This is a genomic window from Aquimarina algiphila, from assembly GCF_007489275.1.
GTDB classification, from domain to species: Bacteria; Bacteroidota; Bacteroidia; order Flavobacteriales; family Flavobacteriaceae; genus Aquimarina; species Aquimarina algiphila.
In genome coordinates, this window is record NZ_VLNR01000026.1 from 24,241 (window position 1) to 45,764 (window position 21,524).

At 33.5% G+C, this 21,524-nt stretch carries 18 protein-coding genes; 9 read left to right on the forward strand and 9 right to left on the reverse strand.

The features are described 5' to 3' along the window. The first annotated feature begins 1 nt into the window (after window position 1). The 6 genes from FOF46_RS13620 to FOF46_RS13645 all read left to right on the forward strand — a co-directional run bounded on the left by FOF46_RS13620 (window position 2) and on the right by FOF46_RS13645 (window position 8,839). A complete protein-coding gene (locus FOF46_RS13620; RefSeq protein ID WP_143916799.1) occupies window positions 2-3,223 on the forward strand; it encodes a SusC/RagA family TonB-linked outer membrane protein in 3,222 nt (1,073 codons plus the stop codon). Window positions 3,224-3,258: 35 nt separating this feature from the next. Continuing rightward, complete coding sequence (locus FOF46_RS13625; protein ID WP_143916800.1) at window positions 3,259-4,689, forward strand: SusD/RagB family nutrient-binding outer membrane lipoprotein; 1,431 nt, start codon at window positions 3,259-3,261, stop codon at window positions 4,687-4,689. Between the two features lie 18 nt (window positions 4,690-4,707). Beyond that, window positions 4,708-6,051, forward strand: coding sequence for a sodium:solute symporter family transporter (locus FOF46_RS13630; RefSeq protein WP_143916801.1), 1,344 nt, complete (start codon window positions 4,708-4,710; stop codon window positions 6,049-6,051). Continuing rightward, a complete protein-coding gene (locus FOF46_RS13635) occupies window positions 6,033-6,902 on the forward strand; it encodes a metallophosphoesterase family protein (RefSeq protein ID WP_143916802.1) in 870 nt (289 codons plus the stop codon). Before FOF46_RS13630 ends, FOF46_RS13635 begins: the two co-directional genes overlap by 19 nt. Window positions 6,903-6,992: 90 nt before the next feature. Then, the gene (locus FOF46_RS13640) at window positions 6,993-7,874 is read left to right on the forward strand and encodes a helix-turn-helix domain-containing protein (RefSeq protein ID WP_143916803.1); all 882 of its coding nucleotides are present in this window, start codon (window positions 6,993-6,995) and stop codon (window positions 7,872-7,874) included. 98 nt (window positions 7,875-7,972) lie between these two features. After that, complete coding sequence (locus FOF46_RS13645) at window positions 7,973-8,839, forward strand: nuclear transport factor 2 family protein (protein ID WP_244299615.1); 867 nt, start codon at window positions 7,973-7,975, stop codon at window positions 8,837-8,839. A gap of 644 nt (window positions 8,840-9,483) precedes the next feature. On the opposite strand, the gene FOF46_RS13650 is transcribed toward FOF46_RS13645, so the two are convergent. The 7 genes from FOF46_RS13650 to FOF46_RS13680 form a co-directional block, all read right to left on the reverse strand. Next, window positions 9,484-10,809: a DUF3526 domain-containing protein gene (locus FOF46_RS13650; protein WP_208746777.1), complete on the reverse strand. Its 1,326-nt coding sequence runs from the start codon at window positions 10,807-10,809 to the stop codon at window positions 9,484-9,486. A 17-nt stretch (window positions 10,810-10,826) separates the two neighbouring features. After that, a complete protein-coding gene (locus tag FOF46_RS13655; RefSeq protein WP_143916805.1) occupies window positions 10,827-12,278 on the reverse strand; it encodes a DUF3526 domain-containing protein in 1,452 nt (483 codons plus the stop codon). A 3-nt stretch (window positions 12,279-12,281) separates the two neighbouring features. Further along, complete coding sequence (locus FOF46_RS13660; protein ID WP_143916806.1) at window positions 12,282-14,768, reverse strand: TonB-dependent receptor; 2,487 nt, start codon at window positions 14,766-14,768, stop codon at window positions 12,282-12,284. A gap of 24 nt (window positions 14,769-14,792) precedes the next feature. Beyond that, entirely contained in the window at window positions 14,793-15,488 is a 696-nt protein-coding gene (locus tag FOF46_RS13665) for an ABC transporter ATP-binding protein (RefSeq protein WP_109434260.1), read from the reverse strand. A gap of 232 nt (window positions 15,489-15,720) precedes the next feature. After that, window positions 15,721-16,047, reverse strand: a complete 327-nt coding sequence (locus FOF46_RS13670) for a hypothetical protein (protein ID WP_143916807.1) — start codon at window positions 16,045-16,047, stop codon at window positions 15,721-15,723. Between the two features lie 138 nt (window positions 16,048-16,185). Beyond that, window positions 16,186-16,866: a GTP cyclohydrolase I FolE gene (gene folE / locus FOF46_RS13675; protein ID WP_109434259.1), complete on the reverse strand. Its 681-nt coding sequence runs from the start codon at window positions 16,864-16,866 to the stop codon at window positions 16,186-16,188. Between the two features lie 6 nt (window positions 16,867-16,872). After that, entirely contained in the window at window positions 16,873-17,277 is a 405-nt protein-coding gene (locus FOF46_RS13680) for a MerC domain-containing protein (protein ID WP_244299616.1), read from the reverse strand. A 100-nt stretch (window positions 17,278-17,377) separates the two neighbouring features. On the opposite strand from FOF46_RS13680, the gene FOF46_RS13685 reads away from it, so the two are divergent. From FOF46_RS13685 to FOF46_RS13695, 3 genes are read left to right on the forward strand one after another with little or no spacing between them, the layout of a single operon-like run. After that, window positions 17,378-18,010 (forward strand): ABC transporter ATP-binding protein, encoded by a 633-nt coding sequence (locus tag FOF46_RS13685; RefSeq protein ID WP_143916808.1) that lies wholly within the window; start codon window positions 17,378-17,380, stop codon window positions 18,008-18,010. 41 nt (window positions 18,011-18,051) lie between these two features. Beyond that, window positions 18,052-19,209 carry an ABC transporter permease gene (locus FOF46_RS13690; protein ID WP_143916809.1) on the forward strand — a complete coding sequence of 386 codons (1,158 nt, stop codon included), beginning with the start codon at window positions 18,052-18,054 and terminating at the stop codon, window positions 19,207-19,209. After that, the gene (locus FOF46_RS13695) at window positions 19,202-19,639 is read left to right on the forward strand and encodes a hypothetical protein (protein ID WP_143916810.1); all 438 of its coding nucleotides are present in this window, start codon (window positions 19,202-19,204) and stop codon (window positions 19,637-19,639) included. The genes FOF46_RS13690 and FOF46_RS13695 overlap by 8 nt, the downstream gene beginning before the upstream one ends. A gap of 68 nt (window positions 19,640-19,707) precedes the next feature. Here the strand turns inward: FOF46_RS13695 and FOF46_RS13700 are convergent, their stop codons facing one another. Continuing rightward, on the reverse strand, window positions 19,708-20,535 hold the full coding sequence (locus tag FOF46_RS13700) for a hypothetical protein (protein WP_143916811.1): 828 nt from the start codon (window positions 20,533-20,535) through the stop codon (window positions 19,708-19,710). Window positions 20,536-20,569: 34 nt separating this feature from the next. After that, window positions 20,570-21,523 carry a DUF5829 family protein gene (locus FOF46_RS13705; RefSeq protein ID WP_143916812.1) on the reverse strand — a complete coding sequence of 318 codons (954 nt, stop codon included), beginning with the start codon at window positions 21,521-21,523 and terminating at the stop codon, window positions 20,570-20,572. Window position 21,524: the final 1 nt, after the last annotated feature.

The window sequence follows — 21,524 nt, forward strand, 5'->3', positions numbered from 1 at the left end:
GATGAAACACTTTTTATTAGGGCTTACACTATGTTTGATATCATGTAGTTATGCCCAAAATTCGGTTACAGGTACAGTGACCTCTTCTATCGATGGTACATCTTTACCATTTGTAAATATTGTAATTAAAAATACTAATCAGGGAACAACTTCTGATATTGATGGTAACTATACTATCGAGATTAATGACCAGAATGTTATCCTTATATTTTCATCTTTAGGATTTAAAACTAAAGAAGTTTTTGTTGGAAATCAATCTACGATTAATTTGATTCTAGAAGAAGGTTCTACAGGTTTGGAAGAAGTAGTTGTAACAGCTCTTAACAGGGAAAGAGAAGCAAAGGAATTAGGCTATGCGATACAGAGTATTGGACCTTCTGCTATAGCTGAGGTAAAATCAGTTAATTTTTTGGATAATTTGGCAGGTAAAATAGCAGGAGTTACCATTACTCCTGGAGGAGCAACAGGAGTAGGTTCTTCTTCTAAAATTATAATTAGGGGAGAGCAATCGTTTACCAATAATAACCCCTTATTTATTGTTGATGGTACACCTATTAATAATAATACAGTCTTTAATTTCACTAATGAAGCGGCAGCTGGTTTTCAAGAAGTTGATTTTGGTAATGGAGCGATGGAAGTAAATCCAGATGATATTGCTTCAGTATCGGTACTCAAGGGGCCAAGTGCTGCAGCGTTATATGGTACCAGAGCCTCTAATGGAGTTATTATTATTAATACCAAAGATGGTTCTAAAAGTAAGGGTTTAGGAATTAGTATTAACTCTAGTATATTTATAGATACTGCTTTTCAATTACCTCAATTTCAGAATGAATATGGGCAAGGTAATTCGGGGCAATTCGAATTTGTTGATGGATTAGGGGGTGGAATTAATGATAACATCACTTATAGTTGGGGACCAAGATTAAATCAGGGAACGTTGATTCCACAGTTTGATAGCCCGGTTACTTTGGCAGATGGTACTATAGTTCGCGGGGGTGATACCTCATTATATAACGGGATACCAATTACAGCAACGCCTTTTGTGTCTAATCCAGATAATTTGAAGGATTTTTATGAGACAGGAGTAACAACGATAAATAATGTATCGATTTCTTCAGGTTTTGATAAAGGAAATTATCGATTGTCTTTTACAGATTTAAGAAGTGAATCTATTATTCCGGGAGTTAATTTAGATAGAAAAACGGTTGCAGCTCGCTTAGGTTTTTCACCAACTGATAAAACAAAAGTAACGACTAGTATTAATTATGTAAACACAAGTAGTGATAATAGGCCATCTAATGGGTATGGGTCAGAAAACGTGAATTATTCATTGGTAGCATGGGGTCCAAGGTCTTTAAATATAGATAATTTACAACAATATTGGCAACCAGGCTTAGAAGGAGTACAACAATACTCTTTTAATTATACCTTCTTTGATAACCCTTATTTTATTTTATCTGAAAATCGTAACAGCTTCAATAGGGATCGTGTTTTTGGGAATATCGCTGTAAGACAGCAATTGACTAAAAATTTTAATATAACCATTCGTACAGGAATGGACTATTCCAAAGAAGATAGACAGTTTCTAAGAAATTTTAGCACCAATCGTTTTAGAAATGGAGCCTATGCAGAACATGATGTTTTTTATAGAGAAATCAACACAGATTTCCTGTTTAATTACACTAAAAAAATAAAAGACTTTGATATTGATGTATCTGTAGGAGGAAATCGTTTAGATCAAAAAGCCAAAACAACCCAGACGCAGACTACACAATTGGCACAACCAGGGATTTTTAGTTTTAATAACGCGGCATCACCTATAGAAAGTTTTGGTTTCGAATCCGAGAAACGTATCAATAGCTTGTATGGGTTGTTAAAAATAGGATATAAAGATTATTTGTATTTGGATATTACAGGAAGAAATGATTGGTCCAGCGCTCTGGCAACACCATTTTCTGCAGATAATACTTCATTTTTCTACCCTTCAGTTTCTACAAGTTTTATTTTGAGTAATGTGGTTAAACTACCAAAAATGATTTCGTTTGCCAAACTAAGGTTTAGTGCTGCTCAGGTAGGTAATGATACCAATCCATATCAAACTTCTGGAGCATTTGTATCTCAGACAGCTGTTAATTCACAACCTACGTTTAGTAACCAGGATTTTATTCCAAACCCAGATCTAAAACCAGAGAAAACTACTTCTTTTGAATTTGGAACAGATCTTCGTTTTTTTAAAGATCGGTTGAACTTAGATGTTACGTACTATAATTCCTTAACCAAAGATCAAATTCTTTCTTTGCCTATTCCGATTTCTTCGGGATTTAGTCAACAAGTAGTTAATGGAGGAGAAGTGCGATCTAAAGGCTTAGAAATTGTATTAGATGCGATACCCGTTAAGAGTGAAAATTTGCAATGGAACACAACTGTCAATTTTAGCAAAAATGTATCGACTATAGAATCTTTACCGCAGCAAGATGGCAGAATTACTTTGGCATACTCCAGAGTATATGATAACCCTGATCAGACGGTATGGTTTCAGGTAGAAGAAGGAGGGCGTATAGGGGATTTTTATGGTACCGGATATCTTCGTAATGAAAATGGGGATTTTGTATTGACTTCTGAAGGGCGTTTTATCGCAGATCCCACGCTAAAAAAACTTGGGAATTATAACCCAGATTTTGTAGTAGGGTTGACGAATCATTTTTCATATAAAAATTGGGATGTTGATTTTGTATTGGATTGGCGTCAAGGAGGAGAGCTTGTTTCCAGAACTTTATCACTAGCTGCTGTTGGAGGCCAATTAGAAGAAACTGCTTTTAGACCCGAAGAAGGAATTATTGCTCAAGGAGTTGTAAACACAGGAACAGCAGAGAACCCTGTATATGTGCCAAATACAACCGCAGTAACACCAGAGAGCTTTTATCGCCAGTTTTATGACCGTAATCATGAAGAGAATAATGTATATGATGCCTCCTATTTAAAAATGCGCCAGTTTGAGATCGGATATTCATTTAGTCTTGATGAAAATAAGATAAACTTCTTAAAAGGAAGTGCGGATTTTAAGGTTTCACTGGTTGGCAAAAACCTATTTGCGATTAGTGATATTCCTCATTTTGATCCAGAACAGTTAGCAGTACAAGGGCAAGGACTAGTTAGCGGTGTGGAAGATTTATCATATGCTACATCAAGAAGTTTTGGACTCAAATTAGGTGTTAATTTCTAATCGTACGACGGTAGTGAATTGTTAAAAATAAAAGAATGAAAAAATACATATATATTATTTTGAGCAGCATATTTTTTATTGGCTGTACTTCAGATTTTGAAGATATAAATACGAATCCTAATGCGCCTGTTGATGTACAACCTAGCTTATTGCTTAGACAAGTAATCTATGATTATGGAGAACAGATGTCTTATGAAGGTTTTGTTGCAGGTAATTTACTAGGACAGCATTTAACAGCATTGGATTTTAATTTATTTGATCGTCATGCACTCAATTCTCCACAATTGGGAGGGAATCCCTGGTCGATTTTTTATAAAAACCTTCGGGATAATGAACTCATTATAAGAAAATCGAGAACATCAGAGACTTTTGCTGTATATGAAGGACCTGCTTTAATTTTTAAAGCATACATGACAATGGCGTTAACAGATCTTTTTGGAGATGTACCTTATAGTGAGGCTTTTACAGGAGATGTCGGAGTGGTAAGACCAATTTATGATACGCAAGAAGATATTTATCTGGCTGAAGGAGGAATTTTGGATAATCTGGAAAAAGGTATAGAGGCAATCAATATGTATTCTGGAGTAATTACTTTGGAAGGTGATATTCTATATAATGGAAATTTGGATAATTGGATTAAGTTTGCCAATTCTTTAAGAATTAAAGCATTGATACGAATATCTTCACAAGAAAATATAGCGACAACGCTGCAGGATATCGTAACTGAAGGTAATTATATAAAAACCAATACAGAAAATGCCATTTTCGAGTTTACCGATGGAGAGCCGAATAATTTTAGAATGGCCAGATTGAGAGCTGGAGATTTTAATAATTTTGTGATGTCAGAGACTATAGAAGATGTCCTGACTGGATTAAATGATCCTCGTGTAAATGTATTATTCAGGTCATTTGGTAATGCAACCGGTATAGCATATAATGGATTGGTTAACGGTATTGATGCTTCTCAGACAACAATTTCTTTATCTGATTACTCACTTGCGGGAACTGTATTTAGAGAAAACACAGGTGATCTTAATGCCAATTATATGACAGCCTGGGAAACTAGTTTTTTATTAGCTGAAGCTACATTAAAAGGAATTATTACAGAAAATGCACAGACATTATATGAAGAAGGAGTAGCACAAGCTTTTGAGTATTGGAATACCGAATTACCATCAAATTATTTAGCAACCACAGCAGCATATAATAGTACCAGTGCATTAGAACAAATTATTACCCAGAAATGGATAGCCAATACAATTAATGGTTATGAGGGATGGATAGAGTATCGCAGAACGGGTTTTCCTGTTCTTAAAAACGTTTCTGCTAGTTTAAATAATGGAGTAATTCCTATAAGAATGCCATATCCGGCAGAAGAAGCTACGCTTAATACTACTAATTATAATAGAGCAGCAGAGAGAACCGATAACAATAGTATCAATTTTCCGGTATGGTGGGATCAATAGTAAAATAAGGATTGTTTGATGAAAGAAATCGAAATTTGGCAATGGAGTTTAATTGTACTTTCTAGTCTTTTGTTTTTCTGGTGGTCTCCATTAGCAAAAACAAGGGAACAGTTTTATCAGGCTAGTAAGAACGAAAAGCAGCGACCTACATTATGGATGCTAACAGGAAGTCTGGTTATTTCCTGGATCTTTGCCAAAAGTATTACGAATGCCGCCAATTTGGGGTTGAGTTTTGGAATTGTTGGTGGAGTAGCATACGCAGGGTATTATCTCTCATTTGCAATTGCTGGAGTCATTATATATCAATTACGAACCAAAGGAGGGTTTAAAAGTATACATCACTTTTTAGGATCACGCTTCGGGCAAGGGTCTGTATTGCTTTTTTCTGTATTAATTGGTTTTCGGTTGTTTAATGAGGTGTGGTCCAATACAATGGTGATAGGATCCTATTTTGGAACTGTAGGAAGCTCATCTTATTACTTAGCTATCATTGTTTTTACGGTATTAACACTTGCTTATGCATTAAAAGGAGGCTTGAGTAGTAGTATTTTTACAGATGTGATACAGATGGGGTTATTTTCTATACTGTTATGTATTATATTATGGAATATATTCGAGGTAAAAGATTTCTCTATTAAGGATGTTGCATTATCCGGAGAATGGACAATGGCTTTAGGGGGAAATTTATTACTTGCAGCAATCATACAATCATTTAGTTATCCGTTTCATGATCCTGTATTGACCGATAGAGGATTTATAAGTGCTCCAAAAACAACACTAAAGAGTTTTTTATGGGCTACTGTGCTGGGTGGATTATGTATTATTTTGTTTAGTGTTGTAGGTGTTTTTGCAAAACAACAAGGAATTGAAGGACAAGCTGCCGTAGCAGTAAGTAAGACTTTTGGAGTGTTCATACTCCTGATAGTAAATTTTATTATGATTACATCTGCTGCTTCTACATTAGATTCTACTTTTTCATCGTCGGCAAAACTCATAGCTATTGATTTAAAATTAGGAAAGGAAGTATCTTTTGGACGTTGGATGATGGTCATTGTTGCTATTATAGGGACAATACCAGTATTTCTTAATGCAGAAATTTTATCAGCTACTACAATTAGTGGTACGATGGTGATTGGATTAACACCTATATTTTTGTGCTGGAAAAAAGAAGTCCCTAAAATCAGTTTTTTCTTATCTGTGGGTAGCGGATTAGTATTTGGAGTACTATTAGTTTTTGATATATTTCCACAGCAATTCATATTTACTACTGGGAAATATGCAGATTTATTATGGGTAAATATTTGGGGATTGATAGTTTGTTTCATTTTATATTTTATACCAACATGGATAAAAAAACGATAAATCTGGGAGAAATAAGAGGTAAGGTATTACTGTTTGGAGGAGTATATAGCAATTTACAAGCTTTAGAAAGTTTGATTACTATAGCAGAAAAGGAAGGAATCTCTCCCAAAAATTGTTTCTGTACCGGTGATATAGTTGGATATTGTGCACAACCAGAAGAGACAGTAGATCGTTTTATAAGTTGGGGAGCACAATCTATTATTGGTAATGTAGAAGAACAATTACGATCAGGAGCGCTGGATTGTGGCTGTGATTTTAGTGTAGGTTCCAGGTGTGATAACTTCTCTAAAGAGTGGTATCCTTTTGCTCAAAAAGAATTGTCAAAAGATTCTATTGATTGGATGAAAGGATTACCAAACCATATCTCGTTCGTTTTTTCAGGTAAAAAGGTAACTTTAGTTCATGGGAGCTATGATCATATTTCAGAATTTATATTCAGATCATCTCCTTGGGAAATAAAACAACAATCTTTTGATGTCGTTAAAAGTGATATTATAGTGGCCGGGCATTGTGGATTGCCATTTTATGATATTCATAAAGAATTACTTTGGTTAAATCCTGGGGTAATTGGTATGCCGGCAAATGAAGGAAAAACAAGGGTTTGGTATGCAGTTATGGATGACCTTAATGGTTTTTCTTTCCGATATCATACCTTAGAGTATGATAATCAAACGGCTAATGAACTAATGTTATCCAGAGGTCTGCCAAAAGAATATGCACATACATTGCAAACAGGTTTATGGGATAACATGCAAATTCTTCCTGAAGAAGAAAAAATGTTATGTGGAAATGATATTAATGATACTATAATGATGAAGCATGAAAAAAATAAAAATCAGGAGGTGATCTGAAACGTATAGTTTAATAAATTTAATGTTTAACCAAAGATATTATTACAGTGCAGCTATAGCATATATGTTTACCATCCAAACCATCAGTATATGTCCAAAGAAATCCCAAATATTTCATTTAAGACTCAATATCCAGAAATAAAGGGGATAGAGATATTTTTATTTGAAGACTTAATTGAAAGAAAGGATAATTTGGATCATAATCCAGAAAAAGCACACCAGCTAGAATTTTATATGTTAGCTTTTTATACTAGTGGAACAATGCAGCATTTGGTAGATTTTACTTGGCATGAAGTACAAGAGAATACTATTGTCTATTTGGTTAAAGGACAAGTTAACGCATTCAATTTCAAGAAAAATGTGAAAGGTTTTATCATACTTTTTACCGAAGAGTATTTTAATGAGAGATTAAATCACCTTCCGAGTGATGCTGTAATTAGATTATTTACTTCGCATTTATTTTCTCCAAAAATTAAAATTCCTGAAAGCTCAAGTGTAAACAATTATATTCAATTATTATATAAGGAGTTTTATGATGAGGATGATAGTCAGTACAATAAAAAGAATATTATCAATTATTTATATAACATTCTCTTCTCAAAATTAGAACAACTACAGCAATATCAGACATTCTATCTTAAAGACTCTGGTAAACTCAACACTTTTTTAAAATTCAAATCACTCTTAGAAAATAATTTTTATAAAAGTAGAAATGCCGATTTCTACGCTTCCGAATTGCACATTTCTTACAAACATTTGAATACCATTTGCAAAGAGATTATAAATATTACTGCCAAAAAGTTTATAGATGAATTTATTATCCTAAAAGCAAAAAGGAGCCTGATAAATTCATCTATAAAAAGTACTCAATTGGCTTTTTCTATGGGATTTGAAGAATCCAGTAACTTTGTCAAATACTTCAAGAAACATACGGGATTAACCCCAAATATGTTTAAAAAACTGCATGATTAGAAATGTAGGTTCGATATTAACCTATTTTACGTCAACATTAACCCACGATACTTCATATTCTCACGCTAATTTTGTGCTATAATCAAAACTTAAAAAGTATGAAATACTCAATCATAGTGTTGCTTATGCTTGCTACGGTGGCTTGCAATGCAAAAAAAGAAGTAAAACCAATAAAACAAGAAGAAAAGATGGAATTATCTAATAAAGAAAAAGCAGTAGCATTATTAAACAGCTTTAATACAGGAGACCAAACAGCAATAGGGTACATCAATCCAAATAAATATATCCAACATAATTTGGCTGTGGGTGATGGTTTATCAGGTTTTGGAGCCATAATGAAGAATGCTCCCGAAGGAGGTTTTAAAGCTAATGTAGTACGAGCATACCAAGATGAAGAATATGTATTTATCCATACGATTTATGACTTTTTTGGACCAAAAATCGGTTTCGATATATTTAGATTTGAAGAAGGTCTGATTGTAGAGCATTGGGATAATTTGACTGCAGTAACTCCTGCAAATCCAAGTGGACATACTCAAACTGATGGTCCCACAAAACCTGAAAGTTTAAATAAAACAGAAACCAATAAAGCTTTGGTGAAAGATTTTATTTCAGCGATTTTAATGAAAGGCGAAATGGATAAAATAGGGAACTTTATTAATGAAGGTGCAGAGAATTATATACAACATAATTCTGTTATCGCTGATGGATTATCAGGACTAGGTCAAGCATTAGAGGGAATGGCGAAAGAAGGAATTGCTATGGAGTATTCGACTATTCATAAAGTATTGGGAGAAGGTAATTTTGTACTTTCCGTCAGTGAAGGTAAACTTGGAGGTATTCCAACTTCATATTATGATCTTTTTCGTGTAGAAGATGGAAAAATTGTTGAACATTGGGATATCGTTGAAACCATATTACCAGAAGCAGAAAGAAAAAACAACAACGGAAAGTTTAATTTTTAAATAAAATCGACTTTTTTAAAGAATAATAGATAGTAAAAAAGGTTGCTTGATTACAAAGACAACCTTTTTTATCAAAATTACCTTTTGTAGATATGCATGCTGGTGATGCACTTCCTAAAGTTTCACAAAAAGGATGTGAAATGGTATTGGCAATGGGATTTGATTATTCGATTATTTTTAATGTTTCTGAGGAACAACTAAAAAAACCTAGTTTATATTGTTCATAAGAAGCCTTCCATCGCAAGATTCCATCTGTGGATATCGAATGTGGACGATTGGGTATTCCTACCAAAACTGAAATTGATCGAATTGTAAATGGAATGTTCTCATTGTTTATGAACTTAAAAATGATTAACTCAAACAAACAATCCGATTTAACGAAAACAAAACCCATAATAATTGATAAATGATTTATGATAAAAGTAACTCAACCAGACTCTTCTATACTGAAAAAAAGGCTGGTAATTTAATTGAAAAGAGAGAGCCGGTTGGTTACATTACGATTTTTTTTGGTAACAAATTAGAGGATATTAAAGCATCGCAAAACAGTATGATACTTTATATGATAGGTACTCCACCCATCAATAAAGATGAAACCATTATGAATATTGCTATAATTCCTTAAGTTTTTAAAAGTTTTTTCATTATAAACGCCGTACCATTGGTATTGAAATTAACATCATAAACACTGATGCTAATAATAAGGGTAACATATCCTGTACGGGTTTTAAATTAGCTTTTGTGTTATAATATTCAGGAGTAAATTGATTCCAATCAATAGTATCCGCATGCTGCTCTTCAAATATTTTTGGATAGAAAAAAAGCCTTAACCTCTCATGAAACGCCTCGGTTTCATTAAGGTATTCTATATGTTGACTCATACTGGTGCCTGCTGATAGATTAAAGGCCAATTGGATATACATATTAGGGATTACTGATGCAATTTGCTTACTAGTGCGCTCCCGTAACTCGATCTTTTCACTTAAGGCATTCTGCTGAGTCTTTGAGTCATCATCTCCCATTTGTTGCATTGCATAATACCATAACCAATTAAATCCATCTGTAGGATATCCGTATTTTTTAAATTGTGGATAATGCTGATAAAACTTTTCAATTGTAGCCAACTTATCAGTATCCCATTTAGTATGATACCCATCTCGTTGTGCTATTGCAGTACTTAAAGCTTCAGGTACGGGATATTTTGAAGATATATAAGCATTGATTCCAGCAGGTAATAGAACAATTAAAACCAGCCAAATCGATAGCAGTAACAGTGCATTAAAACCAGAAGACTTCTTAAAAACAATAACAAAAAAAGTGAGTGTAAACCAAAATATGATATATAGCATAGATAATCCCAGTATAGAAAGAAAACCGCTATTTATAGGTATATTGAGTATAAATTTTGCAAGGCAAAAAAGGAATATCAATGCCACAAATAATAACCCTAATCTGATCAAAAGTTTGGAAACAATAAATCCTAGTTTGGATTTCGTTTGAATCGACATCAGGCGCCAGGTACCGGTTTCTGTCTCTTCAGAAATAACATTAAAGGTTAAAACAATAACCAATAGAGGGAATAAATAGATAATTACAAAAGAAAGATCAAGATTGCCAGATTGTAAATTCATAGGATTGACCAAATCGGTATCAAACTTTTGCGCTTCAAAGGTTTTGATTGTAATTCGTTTAACTGTAGGATTGATATCTCCTTGACCAATAGATATTCCTGCCAATGGATTTAAAGTATTGATATGGGCAAACTTCAAATAATATAATAACAATCCTAAATCCTCATTATGAAGAGACACTTGTCGATCAAAATGTTGCTCTTGATACATTTTTACTTCAGTAATTGCTTCTTGTTGTCGTGAGAGGTGTTTGCTCCCAATGATTATAGATAAGATACCCAATAATGTAATTAGCAATAAACTAATCCAGACTTCTTTTGACCGAATGCATTGTTGCAAAAATAACCTGTATTTTATCATATCGCTTTAGCTCTTTTTGAGGTGAATAGCAATAACGCGAAAGCAATTATTGTCCATAATAGTATCGAAATTATTGCCGGAATGGCTTCTTTAAATGAAGCACCAAATTCTATAGGCTTATGGTGGAAATCTGAGAATTCTTCCCAATGCTCATGATCCACTACATGAGTTTTTCCTTCAGAACCACTTTCTTTCTTTGGACTGATATATTCCATTTGAAGTTCATTCATCGTTTGAGATAACTGATAACGATAGTCATCTGCCTGATTTTGGAAATCTATATAAGACGAAAAATCTGTTCCTGCTATCGTCATTGATAATTGTTTGATAGCTGTAAATGGATTGATAAAAGATGAAAATCTAGTAATGTTATTTTGATTAGTATACGTGCTTACCAAATTTGCATGATGTTTTTTGTATAAAGTAGAAGTGATTTTTTCACCTTCCCGCATCACAAAACCAGAATAATTAAAAGGTAAATCGGTAACCTTACTTACATTATGTACGGCTAATACCGAATCCCGTAGCTTGTTGTAGTGAGGGTCATTAGGATTATGGCTGTCCCCTTTTTGGATTTCTTCTTTCTCTATTGCCGATTGAAAAGCTAATTTTGTAGGTGTTGGAAACCAGTAATTTCCCATAGCTTGAGCAGATTTAGGCAAAAGCACGACCAGTAACAACCAAATGCCTAATAACCGTAATAAAGCATCTTTTGGGCTACTACTACTAGCAGATACTACGATGGTAAAGGTAGAAATGACAAACAGGAATGCTAAATACCCCAAGCCTATTAGTGAAACTCGAAACCACTGAAGGCTATTTGTCATTTGATTTTCTAATACCAAAAGCGTAATAACTACCACTAATATAGCGGGAATAAAAAATAGAGTTGAAATTCCGAAAAGTCCAATTGATTTTCCAAACAGAATTTCTTTCCAGTTTCCTCCTTGAGATAGTACTATTTTTAAGGTTCCATTTTGTTTGTCGGCAGCAATACTTGAAAATCCTATGAAAAATAGGATTAATGGCAGCACTAATTGTAATAGTAGAGCTAAACTCAATTCCCCAAATCGCAACGTACCCGTAGAAAATGTTGCTTCAGAAAAGTTAACACTGTTTTGCCTGTGAGCTTCCAGAAACACAGTACTTCCTGTAAAACTTTCTAATCCGTAATCAAAAATACCCAAAGATGGGTTTACTCGAAATGCAAAAGTACCAAAATGAGCCATTCGGTGAGGATGTTTATCAGGGTTGGCTTCCCAGCTTTGTCGGGCTTTAATTTGGTGATCTTGTCGAATATCATTTTGAGTGATATGATTTTGAATACCGCTAACAGCTGCAAAAGCTGTTAGCAGTATAAAAATTGAATATAAGAGATAAAAAGTTTTTGGCGTAGTCGCATTGTGCCAAAAGTTTGATGCGAATAACCGAACGTTTGCCCACTTCATCTTTTAGAATTTATACGTTGTGGTTAACAATACGTTTCTCGGAGCGCCAGGGAAAAGCCTGGTGGCGTTTAATGCACCATTCCAATAGGTTTCATCCAATAGATTATTAAGCTTTAAAGCAATTTGCATATCGATTCCAGAAGGGCGATAGTATACTGCTGCATCAAATATCGTGTATGATGGTAATTCTATACGATCTCCATACCATGACAAACGATCTCCACGATATTCTGTACCAAAACCTACTCCGATATTTTTTAAAGCTCCATGCGTAAAATCATATCGTCCCCAAAAATTAGCGCTATGTTCAGGTGCTCCTCCAATGCGTTCACCAATTAAAGCTGGATCATCATCTTCTATGATTTCTGCATCAATAAAGGCATAGGAAGCACTTACTTGAAAGTTAGGTAATACATATCCAGTAAGATCCCACTCAAAACCTCGACTACGTTGTTCTCCTCGTTCTGTCAATACGGATTCATCATTAGGATCTTGTTGTAATAGATTTTTTTGAGTTATTTGATATACAGCAGCATTAACTATTACTTTTCCGCCTAAAAATTCTCCCTTAGCACCAAATTCTATGTTGTCACTTTCTAAAGGATCAAAACTAGCAGGAGAACCCGCCCAGAAAAAATCTTCGGTAGCAGGTGAAAGCGTAACGGTGTTAGACTGTGGCTGAAATCCTTCTACATAGGAACCATAAACACTAATATTTTCAGTAGCTTCATATGTTAGCCCTATTCTAGGTATAAAAGCCTCGTTCTTATTAGACTCTTCATTATTTGATTTGTAATCAAAAATATCTTCATACCAATCATATCGAAGATTTAGTAATGCAGAAAACTTACCGATCTTAAATTGGTTCTGGATATAAATACCGCTTGAAGTGGTAAGATTTGCTGGGATAGCAAATTCTGAAGTGATATAGCCTGAAGTTTCTCTGGCTGTATTATTAGGATCCGCGAGATTAAAATGGTCAACATTGGGTCTAGGTGCAGTTACACCATTGATGTCAATAGTTTCAAATTGAGCTGCTTCAGCAGGGTCAAAAGAAGTTGCAGTACCATTCAATCTTCTATATCTACGAGCACCATTCGATGCTCCACCTATAGTTCGTTCCCATCTGCTACCATCATATCCTACTAATAGTTTATTGGTAAACGAATCATTTTCAATATCAAAATTAATATATGCGGTGTAATTATCTGTAATCCAAAACTGTTGTCGTTCTACGTAACGTAATTCGGCAAGTGTAGGAATCGCATTTCCATCAATATCTACAGCGGCAGAACCGGCAACACGATGCTCTGCAAGGTCTTCTTCCCAGGTTTGCTTCATATAGGAAGCATTAAATCCAATATGATCAGTAATTTCTTTACTAAAATTACTGATCACCATAAACTCTTTTGAAGAATAAAAGTCGTTAGCGGCTCCAACATTTGTTGAGATATCTGTACTTTTTAGATCAAATTGACCATTAATAGGGCCAAAAAGCGGTTGACCCCGATCCAAGTTTCCAACACCACTGCTATATATCATTTCTACGTTTAGTGCTGTGGTACTATTTGGTAAAAACGTGATAGACGGTGTTATCAGAAATTGATTGTTCTGTACTAAATCTCTAAAAGACCTTGCTTCTTGAACTGCAGTGTTAAAACGATATAATAAAGTTCCAGAATCATTTAAGGGGCCTGTAAAATCTGCGGTTGCTCTTAGTGTTCCAAAACTTCCTACTGTGGCACTTACTTCATTTCTTTTTTCCTTTAAAGGTTTTTTAGTTACCAAATTAACTGATCCACCAGGATCAACACTAGAAAAAGTTACAGAAGAAGGTCCTTTAATAACTTCTGCTCTTTCTATATGTGATGTAATAGGTTGTAAAAAATAATATTGACGAGTTCTCATACCATTAATAAGCTGGCCGTCTTCTGCCTGAATGATACCTCTAATATTAAAATGATTATAGAACCCTGTATGCGTTACACTACTAGAATTTTTTATAGCATCTGCTATCTGAAAGGCTTGTCGATCGTTAATTAATTCTTTAGTAATGGTTGATACTGCCTGAGGTAATTCTCTGTTTTTTATAGCAACCTTTGTCGAAGAAAACGAATAATCACTGTTGTAATCTGTTCGTGCACGACCAACGACTTCTACACTTTGTAGTTGTTCTGTACCTTCTTCTAATTGAATAGTCCCTACATCAAATGTTGAACCATCACTAATTTCAATTGTATTTTTATAGGACTGTAATCCTAAATAACGTACTTCGATATCATAATTTCCCGAAGGAGCATCTATTTCAAATTTCCCTGATTTATCAGTTAATTTTCCAAAAGTATTTTCTGCGTTTTTTAATAAAATTGTAGCTCCAATTATTGGTGTATTTCCAGTATCGATGATAGTTCCTGTTACTTGTACTTGTGCAAATGTGGCACAACTACATAATACAAGTAAAAGGATGGATAGTGATTTAAAAAGTTTCATTATGTGAATTGATTTGTTTTACGTTTAGATAGTTTTTAAGTATAAATCTTGTAATTGAGTTGCATTGATAGTATCGGTGTTTGAAGTATGAACTAATTGTCCTTCTTTCATAATACCAATTTTGGTTCCCACATTTACTGCATTAAAGATGTCATGAGTAGCCATAAAAATAGCTTTACCTTCATTGCTTAATTCTTTACAAATTTTGGTGAATTCGAGTGTAGCAATGGGATCTAGACCTGAGATAGGTTCATCCATAAAAATATAATCTGCATTTTTTGAAAGTGCTATGGCAATGCCAACTTTTTGTCGCATTCCTTTTGAGTAGGAAGACAATTTATTTTGATGTGCCACCTCTTGAAGTCCAGCTTTTGATAGAAAATTAGACAAGTCAGTATTCGTATATTTAAATCCCGCTAATCTGCTGAAGAAATTAAGGTTTTCTATTCCAGAAAGATTTCCATAAAGTTGCACGACCTCTGGGATATATGCAATCATTTTGGTGGTTTCGTTATTATTTGATTTTACGGTAACACCATTGACCAATGCTTCACCACTTGTAGGTTCAATAAGACCTAAAAACAGATTGATTGTTGTTGTTTTACCCGCACCATTTTGACCGAGTAAACAAAATATTTCACCTTTGTCAACAGATAAATTTAGTTGACTTAGCGCTTGGTGCTTACCGTATGTTTTGGTAAGATTTATTGCTTTAAGCATTTTTATAATGTAAAATAAGATTGACGACTAATGTGTTTAAATTCGGTTAGAACCGATAACTGACTGTTTTTGAAGAAATACCTTAAATACAAAGTAGTACACTATTTTGAACTACAAATACCTTTGTATACAATTTTTTCCCGATGACCTAACAATGATGCAAGCTCTGATGACAAATTGATATTAAATAAAATGACTATAGTGAGTATAAATTCACATAGCACAATGCTTTTTAGGATAGTAAGAATATTCCTGAGAAAACAGGAGGGGGTTTATTGTAAATAGAAATAGGAGAGGCAATTTTCTCCTTTGGAGTATTATATTGAGTAAAGATCACAAATGAGCTTGGAATATTTATTTGGGTATCTTCGAAGCAATAAGTATCATTAGTAATCAAGTCAAATTGATGAGAATTGGATATAATATCACAAAGCTCACAAGAAATAGGTTCGTCATCATCTGATAGATGGCTTAATGCGTGCAAGTTGGCAACCCTTGGAACAAGGAAAGTTGCTGTGAACAGCAAAGTAATAATATTTGTAATTACCTGTCGGCGCATGACCGCAATTTCAGAAATATAAAAAAAAGATTTTTTGATTTAACAAAATTTTAAGTTGTTATTTAGACATATCGTTGAATTTTAGGAAATTCTAGTTTGTACAAAAAGTTAAATACATGGTAAGAAGTAAAACTTGTATTATTCAAAGGAGTTTCTTCTCTCTTTAATGATCCTCAAAAACTCATTTCTGAGTTCAGTTTCTATAAATTCACCTCCGAACTCCATTGTAGTAGTATAACTACTTTTGTCCTTAATTCCTCTGGAAGAAACGCATAAATGTTTGGCATTCACTATAACAATAACGTCTTTGGTATCCAAAGTTTGCTGTAAATCCTCTAGAATCTGTAAACAAAGTCTTTCTTGTACCTGAGGACGATGTGAATAATAATCTACTAGTCTATTAATTTTTGACAGTCCGATCACTTTTTTCTTAGGGATGTACCCTACATGGGCATTACCAATTATGGGAAGAAAATGATGTTCGCAGGATGAATCGATCGTTATGTTTTGTTCAACTACTATTTTTTGATATTTATATTTGTTTTCAAAAGTGGAAATTTTGGGACGATTTTTTGGGTTTAAACCATAAAAGAGTTCTTTTACATACATTTTAGCAACTCTATAGGGTGTTCCAGAAAGGCTGTCATCTGTTAAGTCAAGCCCCAATTCTTTCATGATCTCTGAAAAATGATGTTGAATACTTTTGATTTTGTCATGATCAGATTTTTCAAAAGCATCAGCCCGTAAAGGTGTTTCTGTCGAATTGGAAATATGAGCATCTCCAATTAATTCTATTTCATTTTGACTTTTTGTGCTCATTATAAATTAATTTGTACAGCATTTTTCACCTTCACAGCTGCAGTATTTTTTATTATAAAAATGTAACCCCACCAATGATAGAGATACTACATAAATGACTTCTTCCGGTAAAGGAAATATGGATAGCTTTTCATTTAGTATAATAATAAACAACAACAGCCAAGTTGACCAAAAAGCATATTTTATTTTTAGGTTTGTAGTGGTTTTGGTGGATTGACGAATTGCTATAAAGGAAAGTCCCAAAAAGATAATATCCAGTGATTTCCACCAAAAAGAATATCCTTCTTGAAATAGAACAGATCCTGTATGCGCAAGGAATAAAAAAGGAGTAAATAAGCAATGTAATAAACATAAGCCACTGGCTAAGATTCCTAAAGTATCCGAGTTACTATGTATATGTAATATTTTCACAAAAAAATGAATTTGTTTAAGTGAGGCAAATATAACATTATTTTATAAATGCAACTTTGTTGCGTTAGTAATATTTATTTATTTTTGGCGAAATAATATTATGATACGAACCGATTCTCTTCAGTTTACCTATCAGGATACACAAAATAACACCTTTTGTTTTCCAGATATCGATTTGCCTCCTACAGAAGATATATTGATTTTGGGGCCTTCAGGTGTTGGTAAAACAACATTGTTACATCTTCTGGCAGGCCTTTTGCCTCCAAAAGAAGGAGATATTTTTATTGGCGATACATATTTAAATAAACTTACAAGAAAGCAATTAGATTATTTTAGAGGGCAAAAAATTGGATTGATTTTTCAACGAGCTTATTTTATTAGGTCTTTAACTTTATCAGAGAATTTGATTCTACGCCAACGATTTCCTAAGAACAAAAGTAATCGATATCGAAGAGAAGAATTAATTATGCAATTGGGGCTGTCTAATCTCGAAAACAAAAGAGTTTATCAGTTAAGTGAAGGACAACAACAACGACTTTCAATTGCTTTGGGAGTTATACACAAACCTAAAGTTATATTGGCCGATGAGCCTACATCTAATCTGGATGATGCGAATTGTGAAAACGTCATTTCTCTACTTAAAAAAGAGGCCCAAACCTGTAAAAGTAGTTTAGTAATTATAACTCATGATCAAAGAGTTAAAACACATTTTGATAATCATATAATTTTATAACATTGTTACATCTGGCCTATAAAAATTTGATTTCTAAACCTTTGAATACAACTTTAAGTGTTCTGCTTTTAATACTAAGTATTTCGTTAGCTACTTTTGTATTACAAGTAAGAAATCAACTTAACCAACACTTAGAAAATAATATTAAACCATTTGATATGGTTATAGGTGCTAAAGGAAGCCCGCTACAACTTGTTTTATCTTCTGTTTTACATATTGATACACCTACTGGTAATATACCATTAGAAGAAGCTTTAAAGATGAGTAAAAATCGCATGGTTAAAGAAATGATACCGGTGTCTTATGGGGATAATTATAGGGGTTATAGAATTTTAGGTACTTCAAAACAGTATTTGATTAGATATAATGCAGAACTTCGAGAAGGGAAACTGTATGAAAAACCATTAGAGGTAGTTATTGGAGATAATGTAGCAAAAAAAATCAATCTACAAATTGGTAATACTTTTACAAGTGCACATGGTTTGGCCGAAAACACATTAGAAACTCATACAAAGAAACCTTTTATTGTTACCGGAATATTAAAGCCAACAGGTACAATTATTGATCACCTTATCGTTACAAATCTGGAAAGTATTTGGGAAGTACATGAACATACCGAAGATCACAATCATCCTGAAGAGGAGCATGAAGAACAAAGAGAAATAACCTCTTTGTTAGTGAAATTTAGAAATCCCATAGGAGCTTTACAAATGTCTAGATTTATTAATGAAAAAACAGCAATGCAGGCAGCGCTCCCCAAATTAGAAGTAGAGCGATTAATGAGGTTTTTAGGGATTGGCTTCAAGGTAGTTAATAACATCTCTATTGCTATCTTATTCGTAGCAGGGCTTAGTATATTTATTAATTTAATAAAAACGGTAAGTGAAAGAAAACAGGAGTTGGCTTTGTTACGAACCTATGGTGTCAATACTTTTCAGTTGATAAAATTAGTTTTCATAGAGGCATTTTTTTTATCCTTTGTAGGATTTGTTTTAGGATGGTTTTTAGGAAGAATAAGTATTTGGGTATTTTCAGTTTTTATAGAAGACACATATGGACATCTTTTGGTGTTTGACTTTCCTAATCAAGAAGAGTTACTATTGCTGGCTCTAGTGATTTTAACCACTTTTTTGGCCTCAATTATGGCCTCATCATCATTATATAAATTAAACGTTTCTAAAATTCTTACTGATGCGTAAAATCCTTTTATTACTTTTTTTTATAAGTATTCCATTTCATCTCTTTGCTCAGCACAAATTATCTTGGAATAATTTAACAGATGTTAGTTTTCATGATGTTTATAACGTGCACTATGATGATTATTTTTTGAAACCTACATTTGGACCTATTATAAAATCTTATGAAGGTTCCAAAATTACCATCAAAGGTTATTTCTTGGATTTTTCTCATGAAGAAGAATTTTACATAGTCTCTAGAAATCCTATGTCTTCTTGTTTTTTCTGTGGAGGTGCTGGCCCCGAAACCATTGTAGAAGTTATTTTTAAACAAAAATCAGCTTTTAAAACAGATCAAATAGTAGAGGTTACCGGAATCCTAGAACTTAATGCTGATGATGTGGATCACTGCAATTATATCTTGAAAGAAGCAATAGGTAAATTGATACATTAAATACCTACCTAAGTAAAACCTGCTATCTCAGCATTTGATAACAGGTTTTTTCTGTTAATTTTATATATTTATTCTTTTAATATAACAGTGCGAGTAACTTTATTGAAAGGGCCAGGGATTAATGCACCGGTTTTATCCAGTAATTCCAATTGAATTGTAATTTCCCCCATTGGAAGTCCTTTGATAACCTGTGGAGCCCATTCTGTAATCATAAATTCTTCGCCATTAATAGTGGCACGAACTTTATGACCGTTTTCTGAAAGCGTTGTATTAAGTACAAAAAAGTCTAATAAAATTTGCTCTGTGTCTTTTCCAACATATTCTCCTTTTGGCCTACTGTAAATAAGTGTAGGTGCTTTCATGTCTAATCCAAAAGTATCTTTGGGATCATCTCCTACTATGAGTTTACGCACAATAACCGAATTATCATTTTTTACCGATTCATGAAATGAACGGCTCAAAAAAGCAACCAAGTGATGTACCCCTTCAGGAACTTCTTTCTTGAAACTTGGTTCATAGTGAGCAGAATAGGGCTGGTTATCCAAAATGAAATGTATATGTTGTCCTTTTCCTGAATTTGCCAGCTTTTGAGCATTTGGACCTTTAGTCTGAGCCCCTAATTCGTAGTTTTCTACTTTAAAAGAAAATTCCATTTCTCCTGATTTAACTACTTCTATATTCTCTGGGGTATCCAAAACAAGTGATGCATTAACATAGGTGGGAGAGTCTTCTAATTTTTCTAGTGTAATTTTAGGTCTAACAGTTTCTACTTCTTTTTTTGTGTTGTTATTTAAGCTATCTTCTTCGTTTGGAGCTTTTTTTTCCTGTTTGCACGCTGTAATTGTAAAAAACATTAAGAGTGTTGTAATAACCAGATGGTGTGTGTGTTTGTTCATTTTGTTTTAGTTTTTTAAATAATGTTAAATTCTTCTATGGGTTGTTTTTATATAATTCATCGAAGTTCCAGATGGATTTGGTACCTTTATTACTAATAGTAAGGTTACCTAATTGCGTGATGCCGTCGTTCATGTTGTTTAGTCGACAAACTATTTTAGTAATTCTGCTATATTCGATATTGTTCGAATATCCAATATTAATTTTTACATCACCACCAGCAATAGTGAGTACGTTATCGTTTTGTTCTAAAAATTTACACCCCAAATATCTTAACTCTTGAACGATACGGCGATAATCATTTGGAATACAGTTGAGATAAATTTCTTTAATTCCATTAAAAAGTTTTTGATCTGCATAGGTAGATTTAAGAAAGGCTTCGCGTGAATATGACGTATATTGCTTTCCATAAAGACTTTCTAAAAAAGCTGGATTATAAAAACCATACCAAGTATGCAAGGCGGTTCCTGGGCTTGGTGTGTAGAAAGCCTTGAACCAAGTATGTTTGTGTTCGCCCAAAGGCATTTCTACAGTTTCGGCAGCATAAAGAAATGAGTCTTTTGTTACTTTAAATTTAGGCTCTACACCCAGATGAAAATGTTCATCATCATTTTTTAGAGAGAAACCAATACCACTTTTTCCTATTGGTTCATTGTATTTATTTTTTGGACCTAAGATTTCAATGTAATGTTGGTGTCCACGCAAATAGCAAGTAGAGGAGTAATTGGTTACCGGAGCAAAATCAGGAAGTCCTAAATCCATGGTTGCATATGTATCTTTCCATTCATTATCCTTTGTTAATTTAGCATAGGTAATACTATCTACAACAACATATAAATGATCTAATAGCACTTTAGACACATCTTTACGAAAAACAGCATCAATCTTTTTTCTGTCAATAACAGAAGGTTCTTTAGGTTGCTGTATTGGTTTCTGACAAGAAATGAGCAGTACATAACATAAAACAAATAAAGTGATACGATTTAACATA